This is a genomic window from Sphingomonas sp. GW821-FHT02B09, assembly GCF_059421875.1.
Window position 1 is genome coordinate 103,836 of the sequence record NZ_JBWKVV010000006.1, and the last position, 19,593, is coordinate 123,428.

The 19,593-nt window shown below is 64.2% G+C and carries 22 protein-coding genes and 1 pseudogene; 15 read left to right on the forward strand and 8 right to left on the reverse strand.

Annotation, left to right across the window (positions count from 1 at the left end):
- Positions 1-564 (reverse strand): hypothetical protein, encoded by a 564-nt coding sequence (locus AC07U4_RS19660; protein WP_495196666.1) that lies wholly within the window; start codon positions 562-564, stop codon positions 1-3.
- A 407-nt stretch (positions 565-971) separates the two neighbouring features.
- Here AC07U4_RS19660 and AC07U4_RS19665 point away from each other — a divergent pair, with 407 nt between their 5' ends.
- The 6 genes and pseudogenes from AC07U4_RS19665 (at position 972) to AC07U4_RS19690 (ending at position 8,448) form a co-directional block, all read left to right on the forward strand.
- The gene (locus AC07U4_RS19665) at positions 972-1,748 is read left to right on the forward strand and encodes a sterol desaturase family protein (RefSeq protein WP_495196667.1); all 777 of its coding nucleotides are present in this window, start codon (positions 972-974) and stop codon (positions 1,746-1,748) included.
- 55 nt (positions 1,749-1,803) lie between these two features.
- On the forward strand, positions 1,804-2,835 hold the full coding sequence (gene adhP, locus AC07U4_RS19670; protein ID WP_495196668.1) for an alcohol dehydrogenase AdhP: 1,032 nt from the start codon (positions 1,804-1,806) through the stop codon (positions 2,833-2,835).
- Between the two features lie 7 nt (positions 2,836-2,842).
- A pseudogene (scpC, locus tag AC07U4_RS19675) lies at positions 2,843-4,358 on the forward strand (succinyl-CoA:acetate CoA-transferase ScpC).
- Positions 4,359-4,416: 58 nt separating this feature from the next.
- On the forward strand, positions 4,417-4,929 hold the full coding sequence (locus tag AC07U4_RS19680) for a GNAT family N-acetyltransferase (RefSeq protein WP_495196669.1): 513 nt from the start codon (positions 4,417-4,419) through the stop codon (positions 4,927-4,929).
- Between the two features lie 50 nt (positions 4,930-4,979).
- Positions 4,980-5,921 (forward strand): L-lactate dehydrogenase, encoded by a 942-nt coding sequence (locus AC07U4_RS19685; RefSeq protein WP_495196670.1) that lies wholly within the window; start codon positions 4,980-4,982, stop codon positions 5,919-5,921.
- Positions 5,922-6,555: 634 nt separating this feature from the next.
- Entirely contained in the window at positions 6,556-8,448 is a 1,893-nt protein-coding gene (locus tag AC07U4_RS19690) for a recombinase family protein (protein WP_495196671.1), read from the forward strand.
- On the opposite strand, the gene AC07U4_RS19695 is transcribed toward AC07U4_RS19690, so the two are convergent.
- Positions 8,365-9,105, reverse strand: a complete 741-nt coding sequence (locus AC07U4_RS19695; RefSeq protein ID WP_495196672.1) for a hypothetical protein — start codon at positions 9,103-9,105, stop codon at positions 8,365-8,367. The two genes, AC07U4_RS19690 and AC07U4_RS19695, sit on opposite strands and share 84 nt — an antisense overlap.
- Positions 9,106-9,460: 355 nt before the next feature.
- Between AC07U4_RS19695 and AC07U4_RS19700 the strand changes: the two genes are divergently transcribed.
- Both AC07U4_RS19700 and AC07U4_RS19705 read left to right on the forward strand, forming a co-directional pair.
- Complete coding sequence (locus AC07U4_RS19700; RefSeq protein ID WP_495196673.1) at positions 9,461-9,814, forward strand: hypothetical protein; 354 nt, start codon at positions 9,461-9,463, stop codon at positions 9,812-9,814.
- Between the two features lie 141 nt (positions 9,815-9,955).
- Positions 9,956-10,264, forward strand: a complete 309-nt coding sequence (locus AC07U4_RS19705) for a hypothetical protein (protein ID WP_495196674.1) — start codon at positions 9,956-9,958, stop codon at positions 10,262-10,264.
- 238 nt (positions 10,265-10,502) lie between these two features.
- Here AC07U4_RS19705 and AC07U4_RS19710 read toward each other — a convergent pair whose 3' ends face one another.
- From AC07U4_RS19710 to AC07U4_RS19730, 5 genes are all read right to left on the reverse strand, one after another.
- The gene (locus AC07U4_RS19710; RefSeq protein ID WP_495196675.1) at positions 10,503-11,324 is read right to left on the reverse strand and encodes a hypothetical protein; all 822 of its coding nucleotides are present in this window, start codon (positions 11,322-11,324) and stop codon (positions 10,503-10,505) included.
- Positions 11,321-11,845 carry a hypothetical protein gene (locus AC07U4_RS19715; RefSeq protein ID WP_495196676.1) on the reverse strand — a complete coding sequence of 175 codons (525 nt, stop codon included), beginning with the start codon at positions 11,843-11,845 and terminating at the stop codon, positions 11,321-11,323. The genes AC07U4_RS19710 and AC07U4_RS19715 overlap by 4 nt, the downstream gene beginning before the upstream one ends.
- 77 nt (positions 11,846-11,922) lie before the next feature.
- Positions 11,923-12,249: a hypothetical protein gene (locus AC07U4_RS19720; RefSeq protein ID WP_495196677.1), complete on the reverse strand. Its 327-nt coding sequence runs from the start codon at positions 12,247-12,249 to the stop codon at positions 11,923-11,925.
- Positions 12,246-12,599 carry a hypothetical protein gene (locus tag AC07U4_RS19725; RefSeq protein ID WP_495196678.1) on the reverse strand — a complete coding sequence of 118 codons (354 nt, stop codon included), beginning with the start codon at positions 12,597-12,599 and terminating at the stop codon, positions 12,246-12,248. Before AC07U4_RS19725 ends, AC07U4_RS19720 begins: the two co-directional genes overlap by 4 nt.
- 43 nt (positions 12,600-12,642) lie before the next feature.
- Positions 12,643-13,092 (reverse strand): hypothetical protein, encoded by a 450-nt coding sequence (locus AC07U4_RS19730; RefSeq protein ID WP_495196679.1) that lies wholly within the window; start codon positions 13,090-13,092, stop codon positions 12,643-12,645.
- A 188-nt stretch (positions 13,093-13,280) separates the two neighbouring features.
- On the opposite strand from AC07U4_RS19730, the gene AC07U4_RS19735 reads away from it, so the two are divergent.
- From AC07U4_RS19735 to AC07U4_RS19750, 4 genes are all read left to right on the forward strand, one after another.
- The gene (locus AC07U4_RS19735) at positions 13,281-14,150 is read left to right on the forward strand and encodes a lysozyme inhibitor LprI family protein (RefSeq protein WP_495196680.1); all 870 of its coding nucleotides are present in this window, start codon (positions 13,281-13,283) and stop codon (positions 14,148-14,150) included.
- Positions 14,151-14,199: 49 nt separating this feature from the next.
- Positions 14,200-14,892, forward strand: a complete 693-nt coding sequence (locus AC07U4_RS19740; RefSeq protein ID WP_495196681.1) for a lysozyme inhibitor LprI family protein — start codon at positions 14,200-14,202, stop codon at positions 14,890-14,892.
- 74 nt (positions 14,893-14,966) lie between these two features.
- Complete coding sequence (locus AC07U4_RS19745) at positions 14,967-15,461, forward strand: DUF4189 domain-containing protein (RefSeq protein WP_495196758.1); 495 nt, start codon at positions 14,967-14,969, stop codon at positions 15,459-15,461.
- A gap of 61 nt (positions 15,462-15,522) precedes the next feature.
- Complete coding sequence (locus AC07U4_RS19750) at positions 15,523-16,041, forward strand: DUF4189 domain-containing protein (RefSeq protein WP_495196682.1); 519 nt, start codon at positions 15,523-15,525, stop codon at positions 16,039-16,041.
- A 39-nt stretch (positions 16,042-16,080) separates the two neighbouring features.
- Here AC07U4_RS19750 and AC07U4_RS19755 read toward each other — a convergent pair whose 3' ends face one another.
- Positions 16,081-16,695: a hypothetical protein gene (locus AC07U4_RS19755; protein WP_495196683.1), complete on the reverse strand. Its 615-nt coding sequence runs from the start codon at positions 16,693-16,695 to the stop codon at positions 16,081-16,083.
- A 235-nt stretch (positions 16,696-16,930) separates the two neighbouring features.
- Between AC07U4_RS19755 and AC07U4_RS19760 the strand changes: the two genes are divergently transcribed.
- The 3 genes from AC07U4_RS19760 to AC07U4_RS19770 all read left to right on the forward strand — a co-directional run bounded on the left by AC07U4_RS19760 (position 16,931) and on the right by AC07U4_RS19770 (position 18,729).
- On the forward strand, positions 16,931-17,524 hold the full coding sequence (locus tag AC07U4_RS19760) for a DUF4189 domain-containing protein (RefSeq protein WP_495196684.1): 594 nt from the start codon (positions 16,931-16,933) through the stop codon (positions 17,522-17,524).
- Positions 17,525-17,656: 132 nt separating this feature from the next.
- Positions 17,657-18,103 carry a hypothetical protein gene (locus AC07U4_RS19765; RefSeq protein ID WP_495196685.1) on the forward strand — a complete coding sequence of 149 codons (447 nt, stop codon included), beginning with the start codon at positions 17,657-17,659 and terminating at the stop codon, positions 18,101-18,103.
- A 185-nt stretch (positions 18,104-18,288) separates the two neighbouring features.
- A complete protein-coding gene (locus AC07U4_RS19770; RefSeq protein ID WP_495196686.1) occupies positions 18,289-18,729 on the forward strand; it encodes a DUF2442 domain-containing protein in 441 nt (146 codons plus the stop codon).
- The last annotated feature ends 864 nt before the right edge of the window (positions 18,730-19,593 follow it).

The window sequence follows — 19,593 nt, forward strand, 5'->3', positions numbered from 1 at the left end:
TCAGGCGATCGCCGGCCGCCGAGGGCTGGCCCGGAACCGCAGGCTGTCCAGCAACAGGGTGCGCGCCGCCTGGGTCAGCCGATGACGCGCAAGCGCAAGGATCGCCAGTTCCTCGCAGTCCATCGCCTGACGGCAATCATCGAAGAAGCAGCGCAGCATATAGCCGAGCGTATTCGGTGTCACGCGCCCTGCCATGTCCGGCGTGCGCCGCAGCGCCTCCGCAAGGTCGTGGGCATGTTCGGCATCGGCGGCATACCGCGCCGCCATGTCCTGCATCAGCGCGGCGGATAGCGGATCCTCCGCATCGAAAAGCGCGTTCAGCGCGGGATAGGATGGGTCATCGCGATCGTCGGACGTCGTCGTCAGGACGGACAACGCTTCACATATCTGTTCGACGACAGCGTCGGATGGCATATCGGGAAGGTCATCGGCGCAGCGCTCCAGCAGATCGCACAACTCGCCAAGGCGGCGGTGGTCGGCAATCAGTCGCGCGACGTCGATCTCCTGGATGACATGCCAGCGGCTTGCCAGCGGCACGACGTTGCCGGAAAGGGGTATGTTCATTGTCATGCTCCTGATCGGATCAGGACGCTGGCACGGCTTTTCAGCCGAGGCATTGACCGTCGTCAAAGCAGGCCCGCCGCCAACGGCCATGCGGAGGCCATGGCGTGTGATGTCATCGTGGTGGGCGCGGGGCCGGCCGGACTTGCCTTCGTTCGGGGGCTGGCGGCGGTGGCGGGACCGGCGTGGCGGCGCTCATCGACCGTTTCTACGACCTGATGGAGTGCGAACCACGCCATGAACCGCACGCTGCGGGAAACCGCCGTCGGCCAGGCCTTCGCCGCCCCGATGCGGCGATCCTTCGCCCGCATGGCGGCGATGGTAATGGCGAAGGGCTGACCGGCCCGGTATCGCCCCGGATATTGACCACGGTCAAACCCGGCCGGTCGCGATCGTCGTAACGGCACGGCATGGACAATCCTTCCACCGGCCGTCGATTCTGGGATCGCACGCATCATCTCGGACGCATGGACCTGCGCGAACTCGTCCGCGCCTATTTCACCCACTACGCGGTCATCGCCTATCTGTCGCTGGCCGTTCTCTGCATCGCGGGGGCCGTTCGCTGGCCGGCGTCGGCGGGCCGGATGGCGACGGCGGCGCTGATTGTCGCCTTCGCCTATCCGCTTGTCTGGTACGTGCTGCATCGCTGGGTGCTGCACGGCCGCTGGATGTTCAAGGTGCCGGCGCTGGCGGGCATCTGGAAGCGCATCCACTACGACCATCACATGGACCCGGACCGGCTGGAGATCCTGTTCGGTGCCCTGCACACCACCCTGCCCACGCTGATGGTGGTGGCCGCGCTGCCGGGCTGGCTGATCGGCGGCACGGGCGGCGCGCTCGCCGCCTTCGCCACGGGGCTGCTGTACACCTGCTCCTACGAGTTCATGCATTGCGTGCAGCATCTCGGCTGGAAGCCGCGCAACCGCTGGATGGCGACCATGAAGCGCCGCCATATGGAGCATCATTTCCACGACGAGGACGGCAATTACGGCATCACCAACTTCGGTTGGGACCGGCTGTTCGGCACGCTGTACGACCGCGGGAGCCGACCGTCGAAGAGCGCCACCGTCTTCAATTTGGGCTACACCGCCGAGGCGGCCGCGCGTCACCCGGCGGTGGCGAACCACTCGCGCGCGATCGCACGGCGCCGCCCCGGCCGGGGCGGCGCACGTCCCGGCGAGTTCTGATGGCGTCTGATTTCATTCCACGGCCCATGCAAACCAGCAGAAGGAGGCGATTCACATGGCAAGGACGATGAAGGCGGCGGTGGTCCGCGCATTCGGGCAGCCGCTGACGATCGACGAGGTGCCGGTTCCGGACGTCACCGACGGCATGATCCAGGTCGCGATCCAGGCATCGGGCGTCTGCCACACCGACCTGCACGCCGCCCACGGCGACTGGCCGGTGAAGCCGAACCCGCCCTTCATCCCGGGACACGAAGGCGTCGGCTTCGTCTCCGCCGTGGGCAAGGGCGTCCGCCACGTGAAGGAGGGCGACCGGGTCGGCGTGCCGTGGCTCTACACCGCGTGCGGGCACTGCGTGCATTGCATGGGCGGGTGGGAGACGCTGTGCGAGAGCCAGCTCAACACCGGCTATTCGGTCAACGGCGGCTCCGCCGACTATGTGATCGCCGACCCGAACTATGTCGGCCACCTGCCCGACGCGATCTCCTTCACCGAGATCGCGCCGGTGCTGTGCGCGGGCGTCACCGTCTACAAGGGGCTGAAGGTCACCGACACCAAGCCGGGCGACACGGTCGCGATCTCCGGTATCGGCGGGCTGGGGCACATGGCGGTGCAATATGCGGTGGCCATGGGGCTGAATGTCGCGGCGGTCGATGTCGACGACGCCAAGCTCGACCTCGCCCGCCGGCTGGGCGCGACGATCACCGTCAACGCGCTGCACGACGATCCCGCCGCGGTCATCAGGCGCGAGACGGGCGGAGGCGTGCAGGGCGCACTGGTGACGGCCGTCAGCGAGAAGGCGTTCGCGCAGGCGGTCGGCATGGTGGCGCGCGGCGGCACCGTGTCACTCAACGGCCTGCCGCCGGGCGACTTCCCGCTCAACATCTTCGGGCTGGTGCTGAACGGCATCACCGTGCGCGGCTCGATCGTCGGCACCAGGCTCGACCTGCAGGAGTCGCTCGACTTCGCGGCGGCCGGCAAGGTGAAGGCGACGGTCGAGACCGCACGGCTGGAGGACATCAACCAGGTGTTCGACCGGATGCGGGATGGCCGGATCGAAGGCCGCGTCGTGCTCGAAATGGCGGCCTGAGGGAGGTATGACCGACCGCATCGCCTGCGCCGCGCTTCGTGGACGCGTGACCGACGCCGATAACGCCGCCGCGCTGATCCGCCCCGGCGAGACGATCGCGACGAGCGTCTTCACCGGCTCCGGCTATCCCAAGATGGTGCCGCAGGCGCTCGCCCGGCGAATAAAGGCGGAAGGTGCGGCGGGGCGGCCGTTCCGGATCAACCTGTGGACCGGCGCCTCGACCGGGCCGGAACTGGACGGCGCGCTGGCGGCGGTGGACGGCATCGCGCAGCGGCTGCCGTACAGCGCCGATCCGGTCGCGCGCGAGAAGATCAATCGCGGCGAGATCGACTATCTCGACATGCACCTGAGCCAGGTCGCGCCGATGGCGTGGGAAGGCGTGCTGGGCCCGCTCGATACCGCGATCGTCGAGGTGTCGGGCATCCGCGCCGACGGGTCGCTGATCCCGTCATCGTCGGTGGGCAACGACAAGACCTGGCTCGACCGCGCCGGCCGCGTGATCCTCGAGGTCAACCGCTGGCAGGGCGCGGCGCTGGAGGGGATGCACGACATCTACTATGGCACGCGCCTGCCGCCCGACCGGGTGCCGATCCCGCTCGTTCGCCCGGACGACCGCATCGGCACGCCCTACCTCGCCTGCGATCCGGACAGGATCGTCGCCATCGTCGAAACGGACGCGCCCGACCGCAACCTGCCCTTCGCGGCGCCCGACGACACGGCGCTCGCCATCGCCGGGCACATCATCGACTTCCTGACCCACGAGGTTTCGCGCGGGCGTTTGCCACCCTCGCTGCTGCCGATCCAGTCAGGGGTCGGCAACATCGCCAACGCGGTTCTGTCCGGGCTCGTCGACGCACCGTTCGAGCCGATGACCGCTTATATCGAGGTCATCCAGGACGGGATGCTCGACCTGCTCGATGCCGGGAAAGCTGCGCATGGCCTCGGCCACCGCCTTCTCGCTCAGCCCGCAGGCGGCCGCGCGATTGAACGCCGACATGGCCGCCTATCGCGACCGCATGATCCTGCGCCCGCAGGAGATCAGCAACCATCCCGAACCGGTGCGCCGGCTGGGCTGCATCGCAATGAACGGGCTGATCGAGGCCGACATCTACGGCAACGTCAATTCCACGCTGGTGATGGGGTCGCGCATCCAGAACGGCATCGGCGGATCGGGCGACTTCGCGCGCAACGCCTATGTCTCGATCTTCATGACCCCCTCGACCGCCAAGGGCGGCAGGATCTCCGCCATCGTGCCGCAGGCGGCGCATGTCGACCACATCATGCAGGACGTGCAGGTGATCGTCACCGAGCAGGGCTTGGCCGACCTGCGCGGCCTGTCGCCCCGTCAGCGCGCGAAACAGGTGATCGAACGCTGCGCGCACCCGGTCTTCCGGCCCTTGCTGGCGGACTATGCGGCGCGCGCGGGGGGCGGCGCCTACGGCCTCCACGCGCCCTCCCTGCCGGGCGAGGCATTGCCGTGGCATCGTCGCTACATGGAAACGGGAACGATGCTGCTCGCTTGACCGAGGTCAATGCCGCGTGAACACGCCCGACGCACCCATGGCGGACAAGGAGACAGCCATGACCATCGCCGACACCGACCTGCTCGTCACGCGCGAGGGCGTCCGCCTGCATGTCCGCAAGGCTAGGCTCGACGATGAGGCCGCGCTCGCCGCCTTCTTCGCGCGGGTGACGCCGGAAGATCTGCGCTTCCGTTTCCTGGCCAGCGTGGGTCAGGTCGGAAACAACCGGCTGATCGCGATGGTGGGCGGCAAGGATCCGCACACCGATAGCCTGATCGTCTTCGATGACGACAGCGCGGTCGTCGCCGTCGCGATGCTGGCCGGTGACGCCACCGGTGAGAGCGCCGAGGCCGCCATCACGGTCAGGAGCGATCGCAAAGGCCTGGGAATCGGCTGGACGCTGCTTGACCGACTGCTCGGCGATGCACGCCGGCAGGGATATGCCGTCGTCGAGTCCATCGAGGATCGCTCAAACCGCGAAGCCATCGAGGTCGAATGTCAGATGGGGTTCGAGACCTTGGCCGTAGAAGACGACCCGATGCTGGTGCGGGTCATTCGTCGGCTGCGTTGAACGAAGCAGCCGGCTTATACGTCCCTGCCGCTTGTCGAACAGGATATCCGATGCCGCAATCCACCACCTCCCGTATCGCCGTCGTCGGTGCCGGCAACGTCGGCGCCACCGCCGCCTATGCCCTGATGCTGCGCGGCCAGTTCGCCGAGATCGTGCTGATCGACGCCAATGTCGATCGCGATCGCGCCGAGGCCGCCGACATCGCCGACGCGAACGCGATCGCGCGGCCGGCGCGCGTCCGGGCGGGCGACTATGCGGATACGAAGGATGCGGCGATCCTCGTACTCACTGCCGGGGGCGTCACCCATGGAAATGAGGATCGGCTTTCCGTCGCCGGACGCAGCGCGGAGATCGTCCGCGACTGCGTGACACAGGCGATCACGGCGGGCTTCGAGGGCATCGTCGTGGTCGCAGCCAACCCGGTGGATGTGATGACGCAGGTCGCGCAAGCGGCATCCGGCCTGACGCCGGCGCGGGTCATCGGCACCGGCACGCTGCTGGACAGTAACCGCTTCCGCAAGCGCGTCGCCGAGAGGCTGGAGGTCGCTCCCGCGGCCGTCGAGGCGCTGGTGCTGGGCGAGCATGGCGACAGCGAGGTAGCGGCCTTCTCCACCGTGCGGGTAGGCGGCGCGAGCCTGGACGCCTTTCCGTCCGGCGGAGCGGTCGACCATGCGGTGATCGCAGATGAGGTGCGCCGCGCCGGCTACGTCATCAACCGGGGCAAGGGCTACACCTCGTTTGGCGTGGCGACAGCCATCGTCCGCATATGCGAAGCGATCCATCGCGACGAGCGTGTCGTCCTGCCGGTCTCGACGCTGCTCGATGGCCGATACGGCATCGCCAACGTCTGCCTTTGCCTGCCGTGCGTCATCGGTCGAGAGGGCGTGCTGCGCGTGCTGGAGCCGGCACTGAACGCTGTCGAACTGGCTGCCCTCGGTCGTTCGGCGGAGGTTCTGAAAAACGCGTTGCGCAAGGTCTGGCCGGGGCTCTGACTTTGCTGTCATACCCCTGCCGCGAGCGAGTGTTGGTTTCCGGTTCGATCCTGTACCCGCAACCACCGATAATCCGCTAGGGCCATCGCTGTGCCGTCCCGCGGGGGTTGGCCGATCGACGACTTTTGACCGCGGCCATGATCGGCTAAATCCGATTGTGGTAAGATCGGGCGTCAGCTACATGGAAGCGCTTCATCACTCCACGGGCCTATGGATCTGGCTCGAGGATGACATCCGATACCGTACTTCAGTTTTGTAAGAACCGCCCGACCTGGGGGCGGTCCCTATGACAACGCCCATGGCGACCGTGGCGCTCGAGTCAGTGGCGGTACCTGACAAGCACTGCCGATCGAACGAGCATTCAAGCCACGCCCTCCGTCCATCTCTGCCCCCTGTTCGGCAGACGGTGTTTTCCAAAGATCTGGTCACTTCTGCAGTTCGTGTCTCCGAACAGCGGCTCGGGCGCTCCGTCAGCGACAGCGAAGCAAGAATGCTGTTGGCTCGTCTGGTCGACTTCGTGCGTCTGGGTGTAGACGGGGCTGAGAACACCCCAGCGGACATGAGATCGTCCGACCCGAGCTGCTTGGACAGACAGGAGTGGGGCGGTGGGGGCGAACCGAAAGGGAGATAGGCTGTGGCCAGACCTCGCAAGAACGTCGATCCCCGAATACCCCGTCGACAGTCGTCGGGTGCCGGCGGCAAGCGCGTCGTACTCTACGCGCGCGTTTCCACCCAGGAACAGGAGAGGGAGGGCTTCTCGATCCCCGCGCAGATCAAGCTCCTTCGTGCCTATGCAGATGCACAGGGCATGATGGTTGCAGGCGAGCATGTCGATGTGGAGACCGCCCGCAAAACGGGCCGCACCGAGTTCGAGGCGATGCTGCGCTATATCCGCAAACACCCTTCCGCCGGCACGATACTCGTCGAGAAAACCGATCGGTTGTACCGCAACATCAAGGATTGGGTCACGCTCGACGAGGCGGAGGTCGAGATCCACCTAGTGAAGGAAGGTGTCGTGCTCTCGCGTGAGTCGCGTTCCTCCGAGAAGTTCATGCACGGCATCAAGGTGCTGATGGCGAAGAACTACATCGACAACCTATCGGAAGAAGCGCGCAAGGGCATGCAGGAGAAGGCGCAGCAGGGGCTTTGGCCGTCGCTCGCGCCGCTCGGCTACCTGAACGCCAGAAGCGCCGAAGGGCGCAAGATCATCGACGTCGATCCGGAGAACGGCTCTATCATCGCCCGACTTTTCGAGCGCTGTTCTACCGGCGCGTTTACCCTTCGCGAGTTGCGGGACAGCGCGCGCGAGGCTGGGCTTCGTTACCGGCGCAGCGGCAAGCCAGTCGGAATCAGCACGATCCATTACATCTTGCGCAACAGGATCTACTCCGGCCAGTTCGAGTGGAACGGTCAGCTATGCCATGGCAGCCATATGCCGCTGGTCTCGCCCGAAACGTGGGAGACCGTACAGTCTGTGCTCGACGGTCGCAGCCTGTCCAACGTCCGTGCCGACCCGCACGAATTCACCTTCACGGGTCTGGTCACCTGCGGTCATTGCGGCTGTGCCATGACGGCGGAGATCAAGAAGGGCCGATATATCTACTATCATTGCACTGGGCACCGCGGGAAATGCGACGAGCCCTACGTCCGCCAAGAGGTGATCGAGGCACAGTTCGAGGCATCGCTGCGTCGACTCCACATCGATCCGGAGATTTTCGATCTCGTCAGGCGTGCGTTGAAGGAAAGCCATGGCGACGAGAAGCGCGACAGGGAGCAGGCAATCACTCGCCTGCGCGGCGAGGCCGACCGGTTACAGCAGCGAATCGACACGCTCTATATCGACCGGCTCGATGGACGTGTGACGTTGGATTTCCATGATCGCATGGCGAAGCTGTGGCGCGAGGAGCGTGCCCGCTGCCTGCGCGATCTGGAGGCGTTGTCCGGAGCCAATGACGGCTTCGTGGACGATGGCATCGCATTGCTCGATTTCGCCCGAGGGATGCACGTCGGCTTCTCTCAGGGGTCCCTAGCGCAGAAAAGAACCGCATTGAAATTGCTTGTATCGAACTCGTCTTGGGCAGCTGGCAAGCTCTCGGTCGACTTCAACCAACCCTTTGCTATGCTTGAGGAAATCACCCCTGATCACGCGCACGACGGGGCGCCGAACCAAGGCGCTTCTGCTGCCGTTTCCAACCTGGTGAGCCGTACAGGACACGAAGCGGCGAGCGATCAACCTAAACCCCCTTCTTCTAATGTGAGATCGACTCGCATTAGCGATGCGGTTCGGTCCGGTACAGCCCTAATCTCAATTGACGGTCGTGCCGATTTAGGCTCGAGGAGCTGCCGATCAGCCACGCTAGCCCCCTTGATCCAGCCGACGATTTCGCTCGATGCGTGGGTTTGGAGCGTTCCCATGGGTGGGCGAAACGCGGGAGCGCTCCGATCAAGGGATGGTCTGGTCGCCCCACCAGGTTCGGTCGCACTGTACCTTGGGCTTCTTGATCTTGACCGCGAGGGCAGGCCGTAATTTCGGCAGCGCGTCGATGGCTTCGCGGAGAGCTGCAATGTCAACCTTGCCGCGCATCAATTCCTTGCTGCCGCCCAGCCGCTCGGAAGGCCGGATCAATATCCAATCAAGCATATCGTAGCCTTCCGCATAAGCGAGCAGATCGCCGAGCGGTAGTTCGCCATGACCATTGCGCATGTCATGTTCATTAGTGGCAAAAATCTCGGTGGAAAGCGCGGTGCTGCCAAGCACACCATGGGGCTCGATCGGGAAGGGCCGCTGGATTTGCAGCCAGCTCACCCAAGGCAGATCGACGTCCAGCCCAACCTGCAATTGGACGTCGATCTTGCGCAACTCGATTCTGGGCTGGCTCGTCTGACTCCAACCATAGGATAGCTGCAGTTCCAGCGGACGCTGGACCTCTCCTGGTTTATGGCCGACAGGCTGCCACAACACGAAATCGCGCGAGGCTTCTCCGTTTTCGTCAAACATGCGGCTGAGTGAGATGGTGCCGCCCTTCAGCACACGTGTGACGCGGCAATCGTAACGCCATCCATCATCACCTCGGGCAGGCGTAGAGGATGCCTGTGGTTCACCGATGACAGGATGATGCGCGTACGCGACCGCAGGAACCAGCAAGAGTAGCGGCAAGATGTTCAGATGGTAACACGGTGGCATCTGCGATCCCCTGATGTCGGAAAGAACGTCCAGACGTTACAACTATTCACCTAGAGGGATAATACTGTTTGCCGGTCTATGCGGGTAAAGATGTATGAGGAGCGCCGCCCCGGTTTGCGTTTCATCATCAATGCGTTGAGGTGGTGTGGGGGAAGCGGGGGAGGTATGGCATCGCACGTGCCGCCGCTTTGAGGCTTGCCGATGCCGATACCGCAGTCGTAAGTCGGAACGCGGAAAGGCAGTTCCGAGATTATCTAAAGCGAATGCAGTCGCCCCGGGCAGGATCAGTGAGGTTATGACGGAAAGCAGGCTAACGCAAACACGGTCGAGTCCACTGGCGCGCAACGTCACGCGATTGCTCCTGTTCGTGTTTCTGTCGGGCATCGCGTCTACGGCAGTGATCGCCGTCGGCAGAACCGATATGCCGATCACCATCAGGACGGAGATATTCGCCCGTCCTCCGTATTCAAGCGCCACCTACTTCATTTATGATCAGGCCGGCCGCACGGTCTGCACCAAGCTCGCGGTCTGTAACAAATATGAACAGTGCCGAACCAGTTATTATGGCGGCCGTTACGTGGACTGGCTGGATACCGACGAGCAGCCGTTTTCGAAAACGGCTGCTGTCACCATCGCGGCGTCGGCGATGCCGAAGCATACCTGCCTCACCCGCTTCGGCTTCGCGTCCGGAACCGGTTCGAAGCGTTGATGTACGGCCTGCGTAGGGAGCGTGATGGTTGGCGTTGATTCGCCGTGCCGGTCGCCGGATGCTGGCGAACGGGGGCCGGATGCAATACGATATGGTCATGGCACCATCAGGGGTAACCTGCCGGTCGAAGGAGCAGAGGCAATGATGCGCTGGGGAAAGAGCCTTCTGGCATTGTCGTGCTCTACCGTCGTCATGTCGCCGGCCCTGGCCGATGGCGAGATGCCGCCGGTGCCGATGCTGCCCCGGATGTTCAAGAGCTTCGCCGAATGCCGCTCGTTTCTCGATGCGTCATACCAGCAAGATCGCCAGCGAGCGGATCCGACGCCGCGCAAGACCGACGGCGGGACCACGCAGACACTGATCGACAGCGAGGGGCCGAAGGCCATCGGTCCCCGGCAAGCGTCGTACGAAGTGACCGAAGGCTGGGCGAACCGGACTCCGGTTGCTTAAAGCGGCCAGATCAGGACCAACTACAGCTACAAGACGACGCGGGAACGTTGCGACGGCGCGCGTCTGACGGGAGAAACCTCCACCGGATATTCCTTGGAGGGATACGAGCCGGCGCCGGCGCAAGGGAATTGAGCGCGCCTGTCGGGGTTGATGCCGTCTCTGGTGTCGATCCAGCCTAACGGGGTGCCGACGCCGACCGCGCACACCGGTTGCGCCCGATGTAACGAGGCGACCGAGGTCAACGGCACCACAACGCACCCTTGACCATATGCGGCCTGGCGCAACCATTCGCCGGCACGGGGAACGGCTGTCCGGAACGCCGTAAGCCGAGGCGACCAAAGATGTTCGGCATCTCCGCGTCGATCACCGCGAGCGGATTGTTATCGCCGTAGCGCGTCGCACTGCGATAGCGTAGCGCCCGGCTGTAGCCGGTGCCGGCGAAACGGCTGACCGAGATCCAATATCCGAACGGCGCGTCCTGCGTCGGCTCCGCGACGATCACGGCACCCCTGAGCGGCCCCGCCTCGACATAGCGAAGCTCTTGGTTGTTGTTGCGGCCGACGAAATGTTCATAGACCGCGACGAAGGCATCGGTGCCGCGATCATACCGAAGCAGCGCCATCCCGTTCAGTTGATCGCCGTTGCCGGCATGCAGGCTGCCTGCCGAGATGCGCAGCAGCGTCACGCCATTGGCGGGGTGCATCAATGCCGGCGTGCCGAGATAGTGCGGCTGGGAGAAGGTATCGCGCGTGTCTCCGCCGGGTGCGATCAGCAGGGTATCGAGGCGGGGGCGGCAGGAGCGACCGCCGTCCTTGCTGATGCACAACCTGATCGCGCCCGGCTCGGTGCCTTCGGGTGATGGCGTGTCGTTGCTGTCCGGCCCTTGCGTGGCGGTGAAACGCCATGGCGAGCGCGTCGCGAACGGCTTCGACAGGTCCATCGTGGCGATGGTCTTCATCGGCGGAGCAGCGCTGCCGATCGCTGCCGGGAAAGCGACGAGCGCGGCGACCGGCAGGGCAACGGCGACGATCTGATGCCGGATCGCCATGGAACGGATCACTTCCCCTTCTCCTCTTGAAACGCCGGCAAGCGGGCGGGATCGAAGCGCGCGAAGTCGACACCGCCGAGATCGCGTGCATTGAGTTCCTGCCGCACCTCGCGCCCGGTCAGCGGATCGACGGTCCGCCGCGAAACGTGCGCCACGCGCCATGCTTTCGTACGAAGGTCATACTCGAAACGATACTCCGCCCGCATCGCGCGGGTGTCGGTTCCGGCATCGAGGACCGTGAAGGTGCCGGACTGCGCACTCAGCGGGCGATCCGTCGTCGCGCACGGCCCGCAGGTGAGAAGCCGCGCGTTCGTCGCCGCCCGGTAAAGCCTTCCGCTCGCATCGCGGCGCATCAGGACCACCTCCAGTGCATGCCGCGCAAGCGCGCTTTCGCCGTGCACCGGATCGATGACGAGTAACGCATCGTCGTGGCCCTCGCCGGTCAGGTCGCCCATGATCGAGTCGATCACCTTTGCCCCCAGCGCTGCCGTGGTGAGCGTCGCGGCGACATGGTCGGGCGTATCCTGCGCCATCGCGTCATCTCCGAAAGCCGTTTGCGCGACGAGCATCGCAGACAGCGTCACGATGCGATACCTCGCGCACGCCGACATCAGTACGGATCGCTATGCTCGAGGATCTCCTCTCCCATCAACACGCACATGCCAGCGGGATTGGCGTAAATCAGCCGCATCCGGTATTCGCCCTTGTAGACGCTGCCCCATATCTCCAGCACGTCGAAGCGGCGCTTGCCGACGAGCGATGCGACCGTGCCGATCTTGCGGAGACTGGCCGGGTCGATCGTCGCGCGGTTGTCGCCATCGTTATGAAAGCGGAGCAGCTTCAGCGCCCGTGTCCGCGCATCGGCAGCGCACGGGTGCGCCGGAGCGCCCGGCGCCATGCCGGCGACTGCGGCGGCCAACAGCAAGGATGTCATCATCGTTGAATCTCCTCATACTTCATCGTCGGCTGCGCGGCGTGACGGGCCGCCCTGCGGCGCATGAACCGCCTCACGACCAGCACGAGCGTCAGCGCCAGGCTCCCCAGCATCAGCGGCGACAGGAAGATGGCCACCCAGCCCATCATCGTCATCGTGTAGAGCCGGGGCCCGATGTCGACACCCGCGACGATACACAGCTCGGCGCCGGCTTCCGTCGCGCCGCAGCCCGTCAGTCGTGCGGTGACCACACCGGCCATGCAGATCAGCGCGGGCAGCCAGACAAGGACGGTGAGTCCCGTGATCCCCCAGCGTGCGACGCGTCGCAGCGCCGATGCCCCGGTCCCGTTCATAACCGTCCGCTTCGCCCGTGCTGATCTTCCGCCCGCACCACGATCATGAGTAGAACGGCACCCGCGCCAGCTTCCAGCCATCGCCGACCGGCACGAAGACCCGCTGATCGCCGACATCCTCCGCGTCTAGCAGATACTCGCCTCTTGTGATGGGGCCGCTTGCCTCGCCGTCGTCCTCGCCGGGTTTGAATCCCCGGACACGCCCCGCCCGGATCGCCGCGACGACGGCGGGCGTGAAGATGCGGTCGTATTTGCCGAGGAAAGCGGCGCGGTCGCCGCTGGTCAGCGTATCCGGGCTGACCTTGCATCCCGTGTCGCCGCGTTCGCAGTGATGGCCGACACGGAAGTCGACGAACGGCAGGCGCGTCATGCTCACCACCGTATTGCGGTCGTTCGCCAGCACGGCCTTGCGAAAGGTTGCAAAGAACGCGCGAAAGCGCGCCGTCTGCGTCGAGGCAGTTGCGGGCGGCGCCGCGCCCATGGCGAGCGCCATCGGCCCCGGCACGGCGGTCAACATTGCCGCAGCGATGGTGAAGGAGAATACCCGCATGCCGCCTCGCGTTTAAATTAGGACGGCGCGGTCATTACCACTCGGAAACCAGTTGTCGCAAGCATGTCCGGGCGGTTATCATCAGGTATATGTCTCCGTACGCTCGATCATCCCGGTCCAAGGAGCCCGCCATGTCACGCATCCCTTTGCCGGCAGCCGCCCTCGCCGCGATCCTCTTTCTCTCCGCGACACCGGCCCAGGCGATCAGTTGCGGCAAGGCGTCCGGGCGGATCGACCGCATGATTTGCGCCGATGCCGGATTGCAGCGAGCCGACGCCGCCATGAACGCGGCCTATGTGGCCACGCTCAAGGCGACCGGCGACGCAGGGATCCGGGCGATGCTGGTCGCCGGGCAGCGCCGCTGGCTGGCGCAGCGCGATGCGGACCTGGGCCACCTCGACAGGAACGAGAATGCACCCGATGCTGCGACGTGGCGGGGGATCGTCCTCAAGGCGATCCGCGACCGCACCGCCGCCCTGAGCCGCCCGGCCTCCGGCAATCCGAAGCTGCCACAAATGATCGCAACCGCGCTTGCGCAGCGGCGTTTCGCCGCCCGCTTTACCGGTGGCGCCTATGCCGGTTACGACACGTCGTGCACCTTCGTGCCGAGCGGTGACGGCTACAGCTATGGCTGTTTCGGTCGCCAGCGTTACCAGAACAAGGGCCGGGTCTGCTGGATCTCGCAGGACTGGGCAAGCGGCAGCGTTCCCGAGACGCGCTTCGTCGGGCAGGTCGGCAATGGCGGGCTGCGAACGACCGCGACCTGCTCGATCGGTGGCGGTGCGGGTCCGACCTGCCCCGGGTTCGATGCCGGTGGTCGATGGGGTGCTACGTCGGCCCATGAGGCGCCTGAGACACCGCCCTCGCGCCTGCTTCCGCCGATCGATGCGGAAGCCGATTTCGATCCCGGTGCACGCTGGCTGTCGGAGTGCCTGACCTCGCCGGCCTATCCTCCCACCGGCGCGGTCGCGAAGACCGCGGTTCGTCCCGCCGCACGCTGATCGTGGCTATCGCAAGGACATGACATTGGGGACGCACATCGCATCGCTGGTGACGGCATCGATCCTGATCGCAGTCGTGCCGCCCGCCGCGTCGGCTTCGCCGGCGCAGCGAGCCACCTCCGCATCGCCATCCTTCGACTGCGCCGGCGCGTCGACCAGGGTGGAAAAGACCATCTGCGCCAGCCCGGAGTTGTCCCGTGCCGATGCCGAGGTCGCGACGCTGTACCGGCAGCGGCGGCACGATCTCGATCCCGCAGCCGCCGCGTTGCTGACCGAGGACCAGCGTTACCTGCTTGCCGGGCGCGAGCGTATCTTCGGATACGGCTATACCGATTCCACCGGGCTGCTGCGGGACGTTCTCGCGGGCCGGGCCGACTTCCTGCGCCGCATAACGGTTCCCTCGGGCGGCGGGCTGGCGGGGAACTGGGACAATGTGACCGGCGGTCTGACGATCACGCCGGGTGCCGGCGGGCGGTTTCGCGTCCGGATCAACACAAATGAGCCGGTCACGGGACGATGGGTCTGTGAGATCGAAGGAACCGGCCACCTCGCCGGCGGCAATCTCGATATCAACTATGGATCGGACGGTTCGAAGGTGCGGCTAAGGCGTGTCGGGCAGACGTTGCACGTCCAGGCGTCGCCACCGCCGGGCAAGACCGCGTGGACGCCGGGCTATTGCGGGCTGAACGGCTCGGTGGACGGCACGTACTTTTTCATGAAACCGCGCCGTGGCGACAGGTGATCGTCGGTAGCACGTCGGTGCATCGCGTCGGGGTCGCCCCGGTCACCAGTCTTTAGGAGCTTGTCCCGGTGAATATGATCCGTTGCCTTGTAGTCCTGTCGGCCTTCATGCTGCCCTCGGCGGCCTTCGCGCAGTGCGCGCCGGGCATTCCCTCGGCGGGCAATCCCGGCTGCATCCCACCGGATCAGGGCAATTCTCCCTATGGGCAATCCGCTCCGGGGCCAGCGACGCCAAGCGCCAAATGGGCCGAGCTCTGGGGATCCGTCGCGCTCGATTACGATATGGGCCGCTTCGGTACGGTGTCGCAGTCGGCCAGCAAGGCCAGCGCCGAGGCGCAGGCGATGGATCGGTGCATTGCAGCGGGTGGGAAGTCCTGCCGGATCGGGATGACCTACCACAATCAATGCGTCGCCATGGCACAGGCCAGGACCGGCGGACGCGTCCATCTGTTCAGGGGGCCGTATCTCGGGGATACCGAGAAGTCGGCACTCGGCGAATGTCGCCGTGACGGCGCCGGCGAATGTCACATCGCCTATAGCAAATGCAGCTATGTGAGGCGGATTCAGTAATGGCGATGCCTGGCCAACGGTCGCGCCACGAACCCTCCTTACGTTGACGAACGGGAAGACGATGAAACCTATCCTTGGTAGACATCACGCCGCTTTCCTCTTCCTGGCGTTCGCCATGCTTCCGGCATCCGGTGCGTCGGCACAATGCGCCACCGGCGTGAACACCGGGGGTGGCAATTGCGTCCCGCCCGACGCACCCGGCATGCCCGGCTACAATCCTTCCGGAGGCGGTGCCGTCCGCTCCGGACCACGGCCGGTCTGGAAGAAGACCTGGGGCGCGATCGCCATCGATGTGAAGAGCGGAAAGGCTGGCACGGTCATCGGTCATGATGGCAAGGCGGACGCGATCGACGCCGCGATGGGCGACTGCCGGGGGCGTGGGGGCGCCGACTGCCGACTGGAAGTGGCCTATTTCAACCAGTGCGCCGCGATCGGCTGGGGGAGCAATGGCTACGGCACGGCGACAGCTGGCGATATCCGACGCGCCGAGAGCCTCGCAATGGGTGAGTGCAGCAAGGCTGCGCCCGGTGGATGCAAGATCGTATACAGCGCGTGCAGCGAGGCGCGACGGCTGCGCTGACCCGACGGTTCGATGCCCCCTTTGTGGCAGGCCTTCGGTTTATAGTCGGAATCTTTGCGATTCCGTGCCGGGCGTTTGCAACGTGCAGGTGGAGTCTATCGGGTCGGATGTGCACTCGACATACGCAAAATCGCCGATCTTCAGTCCGAGCTTCTTGACCAATGCACCGTAAGCCGCGTTGTTCGGCTGGACACGATGGCCAGCTGGCAAGGAAGGCTCGGTGATGAGCGGTGGATCGTTGCGGGTCAGCGCTCGACCATCCCGGTCGATGACCGCCATCCATTCACAGGTCGGGCAACTGTCCGGCAACTGGCCGTATTGAACGACGAAATACGCGACGCCGTCCTTTGCGATCGCACAGGCGACACCTACCGCAGCCGTATCGTCATGTGGCTCTGAAAACTCCGCGGGCCGAGGCAGGGAGCGACCCACGCTGCCTGTGACGGAAAGCTTCAGCGATGTGGCGGCGCAGTCGTGAGGGCCGCCACCCCCTGCGCATTGGATCGTCAGAGCTGCATCACCACATTTTCGCGATACGGCGATGTCCTGCGCATCGGTAGCCCCACCAGATGCAAGGCAGGCGAAACCGAGCGCGATCGCTGCCGCGCGTGCGAATACGCCCCGCGATAACCATCCCACCTGCACACAAGGCATACGACTTCCCTTTGTGATCAACGGCTTCCGAACGGCCCGGCACAGCATAACATCGCCCGATGTCAGGCTTTTACCCGGACGAATAGCCGACGACCGGAAAAGCAGGCGGTTGCACCAGACATCCCCGATAACTTCATTACACCCGGTTCCAGGGTCCGCAATCGTCTTGTGACATTTGCGCGCCGCTTCCTCCCTCGTCTATACCACAGTCAAACCATGAGGACGGGGCCACCCAATGAGGCGTTTGTTTCTTGCGAGCCTGCTGATGCTGATCGGGGCCTCCCCGGCATGGGCGCAATGCGCGCCGGGCGTACCGTGCGCAGGCAATCCGATGGGTATTCCGCCCGACCGGGACAATTCACCCTATGCCACCCCGCAGGGCGCGGATCAGGGCCAAAGGCAGGCGCCGCGCGCCAGGTCGGAGAGCTATGCCGCGTTCGCGGTCAACCACAAGGGGCAGGTGAGCTGGTCCTTCGGCGAGCGCAATGAAAAGGCGGCAGCCCGCGCCGCCATGGCTTCGTGCGCGGCGTTGCGGACCGATGGATGTCAGATCATCGATACCTTTTCCGGCACGTGTGGCGCACCGGCCGCCGATGCCGCCTCCAACCTTTACATGGCCTATGCCGAACAGGTGCAAACGGCGCAGCAATTCGCGGTCGAGAAATGCGCGCGTGACAGCCATGCCGGATCATGTCGCCTTCTGGGGCGGGCGATCTGTTCCGGTGCCGGTTATTCCGCAAATTATATGCAGGCGGCAAGCGATCGAGCCAGTGCGACGACACCGGCCGAGCTGGAAAAGCTCTCTGCGGGCTATCGGCCGCACCATTGATCGTCCGGGTCTGGCGCATCTGTCGCCGGGGTGCTCCGGCGCCACTTTAAGCCTGGTCACCGGATCCGGGTGACGCCGCCTTCGTTCACACTCTTCATTTCAAAATCGGATTTGGTCGCGAAAGGCTGTGACATGACAAACCACCTGAGGAATACGAAGACGTTCGTGTTGGTGCTGTCGGCCTGGAGCGTCGCAGCTGGATGCGCCATCGCCAACCCCGGCGCTCCCGATCCCTCGTGGAAAACCCGGATGGAGCGGCAGTTGCAGATGGACCGGCAGCTGGTCGCCCAGGGAAGCCTCCCGCCGTCCGTTCTTGAGATCGACGCCGAATTGGTAAAGGTGCCGCCCGGCAGCCCGAGGGCTATTCAGCTCTTGAAACAACAGCTGGCGCTGACGCAACAGCATGCGGACAGGCTCGGGGAGCAGCAGGAAAGCGCAGTTCGCGAACAGCACGACCGGCTACGGATGATCGGTGCCTTGACGGCCCCGCCACAACGAGCGGTTGCGCAACCCCAGGCGCAGGAACAGCGCATGTGTTCCGTGAGTAACGGGCAATTCACAGCCTTACAGCCTTGCTGAGACATTCTCCGCGAAGCTTCGAAGGCCGGGCAAAATGAACGAGCCATCTAAGAGCATTTTCATGTTCTGTCGTAACGGCACGATCCCGCGTTCCGTTTTCGAATCTGAGCTGGATATGACGGCAGACGCTGACCACCCGAGTCTTCGCTCGACTAGCTGAACGGCGTGACGATGGAGCGAGATACATGGCTAGCATCACCGACGCCCAGATCGATGCCGCCATCGAGAGCGGCACGCACGAACAGGAGAGCGAACCACGTGCGGCGACGGCTCGCTACGATCGCCAGCTTGACCGCCTGATCGTGGACCTGACCAACGGCTGCACCTTCGCCTTCCCTCCCCACTTGGCTCAAGGATCGAAACGGGTTGATCCCGATCAACTCGCGAAGGTCGAGGTGCTGGGCCGGGACTACGGGCTGCACTGGGAGGCGATAGACGTGGACCTGTCGATCCCGGCACTGATGCGGGTATCTTCGGCACCAAGACCTACATGGCGCGCCGCGCCGGTCAGGCGTCTTCTCCCGCCGAGGCAACAGCGGCGCGTGCGAACGGTGCCAGGGGTGGAAGCTCTCGCAAGGTCGTGCACACCTGTTTCCTTCTCGCCGACTAAATATGACAAGGAGTGATTTATGCGTTTCTTAAAAAAACTGATGATAACCTTGCCGCTTTTAAGCGGTATTGCCGGTTACGCCAGCGCCCAAGCGAACGCTCCTAATGATGAAGCTACCACCAGGATGCTGAAACAAGCTTTTGAGACAGATAAAAAGGGGGTCGCGATGGGTCTTCTACCCTCATCTGTTTTAGCAATAGACGAAGAGTTAATCAGGACTCCGACCAACAGTCCTAAGGCTCGTCAGCTACACAAGCAGTATATGGCCGCTATGCACGCAGATGGAAGTAAGGCACACGAGCGACTAGAGCGGTCTGAAGCAAAGAGGACCATGTACCCTCCCGCCAGATCGGCTTCTCAACCGCAGGGGCAGCAGCAGCGTATGTGTTCCGTTAACAACGGGTCATCAACCTCGCTGGTGCCTTGCTGAGCGTACATGGGCTTGAGCGTGTGAACGCCCTGCTAGGCCGACTTGTAGAGCCAAAGCAAAGCTAGCGGTTCGGTCGTGCCAAGGGTGGGCACCCCCTCAAGGTCGCGCACGCCCGATCCATTCCAACCTTCCAATTATAATAAGGAGGAACTCTATGGATAGTTTAAGGAGGTCGGTGATAGCCTTGCCTATCTTGGCTGCCTTTAGCAGCCACGCCATAGCACAGAGCGATGGGCCAACGCCCAACAACGGAGCTGTAATCCCAGTCCGACAGCAAATATTGCAGATGGATCGCAATTTGGCCAAGGCTGGCGGTGTTCCATCGTCTGTTTTAAAGATAGACGAAGAGTTGCTGACAATTCCAATTGGCAGTCCGAAGGCTATTCCACTGGAAAAGAAAAAGCAGGCCGCTATGGATGCACATTCGGCTGCAGTTCATAAAGGACTAGA